The sequence below is a fragment of the Heyndrickxia acidiproducens DSM 23148 genome, from assembly GCF_000374345.1.
Taxonomy (GTDB): domain Bacteria; phylum Bacillota; class Bacilli; order Bacillales; family Bacillaceae_C; genus Weizmannia; species Weizmannia acidiproducens.
This window is the reverse complement of the sequence record NZ_KB894012.1, coordinates 1-752: the sequence shown is the minus strand read 5'-3', so window position 1 is coordinate 752 and position 752 is coordinate 1. Positions and strand designations below refer to the sequence as shown.

The window sequence follows — 752 nt, the reverse complement described above, 5'->3', positions numbered from 1 at the left end:
GTCGCACTCCATGTGAGTGCGTGGATTGAAATCAAAACGTCCTCAAATACAAGCTTGTTGTTGTCGTCGCACTCCATGTGAGTGCGTGGATTGAAATCCTGCTTTTATGATCTAATTAACCACATTTTTAGTCGCACTCCATGTGAGTGCGTGGATTGAAATAGCGTATATTACGACATATGCACCGGTCATTATCCGTCGCACTCCATGTGAGTGCGTGGATTGAAATCGGGCGTATGCCATGAAGGGTTACGACAAAAACGTCGCACTCCATGTGAGTGCGTGGATTGAAATAAAGAGGGTTTTTGTAGTAGAAAGTGAGATTGAGTCGCACTCCATGTGAGTGCGTGGATTGAAATCTCAATGCAGCCGTCATATAATCGCTGGGGATCGGTCGCACTCCATGTGAGTGCGTGGATTGAAATTAAAACGGAAGGAGACGACAAAACGAAATGAACCGTCGCACTCCATGTGAGTGCGTGGATTGAAATAAAGTTTTTAACGAGGACTTTAATAAGGGCATGAGTCGCACTCCATGTGAGTGCGTGGATTGAAATACGTGTATTGGCATTGGCGTTGGCATCGTTTGCCGTCGCACTCCATGTGAGTGCGTGGATTGAAATCTAGGACTTTAATTTGTTGTCCGGGATAAGTGCCGTCGCACTCCATGTGAGTGCGTGGATTGAAATATTTACGTTTAGGACACAACCAGATACAGCAAAAGTCGCACTCCATGTGAGTGCGTGGATTGA

General features: G+C 45.9%; 1 CRISPR repeat array.

Features of this window, described 5'->3' with window-relative positions:
- A CRISPR array of direct repeats spans positions 1-689; the repeat unit is 32 nt; unit sequence GTCGCACTCCATGTGAGTGCGTGGATTGAAAT.
- Between the last annotated feature and the right edge of the window lie 63 nt (positions 690-752).